Annotated in this window: 2 protein-coding genes and 1 pseudogene; all 3 read left to right on the plus strand. The window is 36.9% G+C overall.

What is annotated here, in order from left to right; translation table 11 throughout:
- A pseudogene (locus tag IQ228_RS24040) lies at positions 1 to 339 on the plus strand (hydantoinase/oxoprolinase family protein); the annotation flags it as partial.
- A gap of 164 nt (positions 340 to 503) precedes the next feature.
- On the plus strand, positions 504 to 1,184 hold the full coding sequence (locus IQ228_RS24045) for a Uma2 family endonuclease (protein ID WP_027403410.1): 681 nt from the start codon (positions 504 to 506) through the stop codon (positions 1,182 to 1,184).
- 72 nt (positions 1,185 to 1,256) lie between these two features.
- Positions 1,257 to 2,807: a hydantoinase B/oxoprolinase family protein gene (locus IQ228_RS24050; protein WP_193964696.1), complete on the plus strand. Its 1,551-nt coding sequence runs from the start codon at positions 1,257 to 1,259 to the stop codon at positions 2,805 to 2,807.
- The last annotated feature ends 206 nt before the right edge of the window (positions 2,808 to 3,013 follow it).

A 3,013-nucleotide genomic window follows, 5' to 3' on the forward strand; every position in this document is an offset into this window, starting at 1 on the left:
CATAAAAATAGATATGGTTTTATTCAAACCGAGAAAACCTTAATTGTCGAATCAGTCTCAGTAGAAGTAATTCAAAAAATGGATACTCCTGAAGAACCATTAATTACTCGTAACCGTGCTTTCAATCAAAAACCCACACCTGTAGAAATAGTAAAAATGTTTACGGCTGATAAATGGCATGATACCCCTGTTTATTACCGAGATAATTTACAACCAGAAGATAGTATAGTCGGACCTGCTATCATTGTCGAAAAAATCAGCACAATTGTCGTTGAACCTCACTGGGAAGCAAGATTAACGAAACAAAATCACTTGATTTTACAACGCCATTTTTCGTAGGTTGGGTTGAGCCTTTGCGAAACCCAACATTTCCAAAGAAAATAAGATTTTCAGAATATTTGAACGCAGATAAACGCAGATAAACACAGATAAGACCTTGAATGGATTAATTATCAATTGGTAATTAATGTTAGAATAAACAAATAACTACTTGGTATCATATCATGATGATTACTCAAGAAATAGCATCTGAAAAAATCATCTCTCCAGATGTTATTTTTCCTCCCAGTGACCTATATAGTGATGAACCCCCCGTGGAAACAGAACTACACCTACGACAAATAATCCTACTTTTCAAATGCTTGGAATGGTTATGGAAAGACAGAACTGATTTCTATGCTGCGGGAAATCTGAGTATTTATTATAGTCCACATCAGAAGAAAACAGAAAATTTTCGTGGACCCGATTTTTTTGTAGTCTTAGGAACTGACAGAAAAACTCGTAAAAGTTGGGTAGTGTGGGAAGAAAACGGTAAATATCCTCATGTAATTGTCGAAATTCTCTCACCAACAACAGCCAAAATAGATAGAGAATCAAAAAAAGAACTTTATCAAGAAACTTTCCGCACACCTGACTATTTTTGGTTTGATCCTTATACATTAGAATTTGCAGGATTTCATATCACAGACGGAAAATATCAACCTATAAAAGCCACCGAAAAAGGGCATTTATGGAGTCAACAATTAGGTCTATATTTAGGAATTCATGAGGGTTTATTACGTTATTTCACATCAGAAGGCAATTTAGTCCCCACACCAGAAGAAACCGCAGAACAGGAAGCAAGAAAAGCAGAACGTTTAGCTGCAAAACTACGAGAATTAAATATAGATCCAGATACAATTTAATAAAAAATGTAGGTTGGGTTGACGCAAGGAAACCCAACATATTGTTTATCTTGAAATTAATTAAGTAAAAAAATGTACACCACATCTCAACCAGATCCCATTCGCTTAGAAATATTCAAAAACCTCTACCAATTCATCGCCGAACAAATGGGAATTGTGCTGCAAAATACAGCAACATCAGTTAATATTAAGGAAAGACTTGATTTCTCCTGCGCTATTTTCGATGCTTCCGGTTTATTAGTTGCAAATGCACCTCATATTCCTGTACATTTAGGCTCAATGAGTGAAAGTGTCCGCAGTTTAATTAATGATCAAGGTGACAATATTAAACCGGGAAATGTTTATTTATCAAACAACCCCTATAACGGGGGAACACATTTACCTGATGTCACAGCCATTACCCCAATTTTTGATGGAGAAAAAACACAAATTATCTTTTATGTTGCTTCTCGTGGACATCAAGCAGATATAGGTGGTATTACTCCTGGTTCTATGCCTCCTCACAGTACCACAGTAGCAGAAGAAGGAATTATATTTGATAATTTTCTCTTAGTTGAACAGGGAGACTTTCAAGAAACAGCCGTGAGAAATTATCTCTTAAATCATCCCTATCCCAGTCGCAATCCTGACCAAAATATTGCCGATTTTAAAGCTCAAATAGCTGCTAATGAGAGGGGAGTCCAAGAACTAGGCAAAATGGTTAATCAATATGGACTAACAACAGTACAAACTTATATGCAGTTTGTCCAAAATAATGCTGAAGAATCCGTCAGACGAGCAATTGATGTTTTGAAAAATGGTGCATTTATTTATGAAATGGATAGTGGTGCAAAAATTCAGGTTTCAGTGACAATTAACCGAGAAAATCGGAGTGCTAAAATTGATTTTACGGGAACATCTGCACAACTAAATAGTAATTTTAATGCCCCCAAAGCCGTAACACAAGCAGCCATTTTGTATGTGTTCCGTACTCTAGTTGATGATAATATTCCTCTCAATGCTGGATGTCTTAAACCTTTAGAAATTATTATTCCTGAAGGTTGTATGTTAAACCCAATTTATCCCGCAGCAGTGGTAGCAGGAAATGTAGAAACTTCACAAACAATTGTTGATGCTTTATATGGTGCATTAGGTGTCATGGCTGCTTCCCAGGGAACAATGAATAATTTTACTTTTGGGAATGAAAAATATCAATATTATGAAACCATTTGTGGTGGTTCAGGTGCGGGGATAAATTTTCATGGTACTGATGCAATTCATACACACATGACTAACTCCCGTTTAACTGATCCAGAAGTTTTAGAAACTCGTTATCCTATCCAAGTAGAAAGCTTTAGTTTGCGTTCTGATAGTGGTGGTAAAGGTAAATATACAGGTGGAAATGGCGTAATTCGTCGTCTTAAATTTCTCGAACCAATGACAGCTAATATTCTTTCTAGTCATCGGTTAATTCCTCCCTTTGGTTTGGATGGTGGAGAAAGCGGAAAAGTAGGAAGAAACTGGATAAAACGTAAAAATGGAACTGAAGAAAATTTAGGGAATACAGCTACAGTAGAGATGCAGCCGGGGGATGTTTTTGTGATAGAAACTCCTGGAGGTGGAGGATTTGGTAAGGTTTTGTGAATGTCAGTATTATCAGTATTATTGTAGGGTGTATGACGTTGATATTAATTTTGTAACAGATGATGATTTACAGCAAATTGTCATCAAACCTGGAACAAGAACCCCACCCCCAACCCCCTCCAGTATCAAAAGCTTATCCTTTTCTTCCCCCCGCTGCGGGGGGATTTAGGGGGGTGCGATGAGGGGGCTAGGATGTACCTTATATG

The sequence above is a fragment of the Dolichospermum sp. LEGE 00246 genome, from assembly GCF_015207865.1.
Lineage (GTDB): Bacteria > Cyanobacteriota > Cyanobacteriia > Cyanobacteriales > Nostocaceae > Dolichospermum > Dolichospermum heterosporum.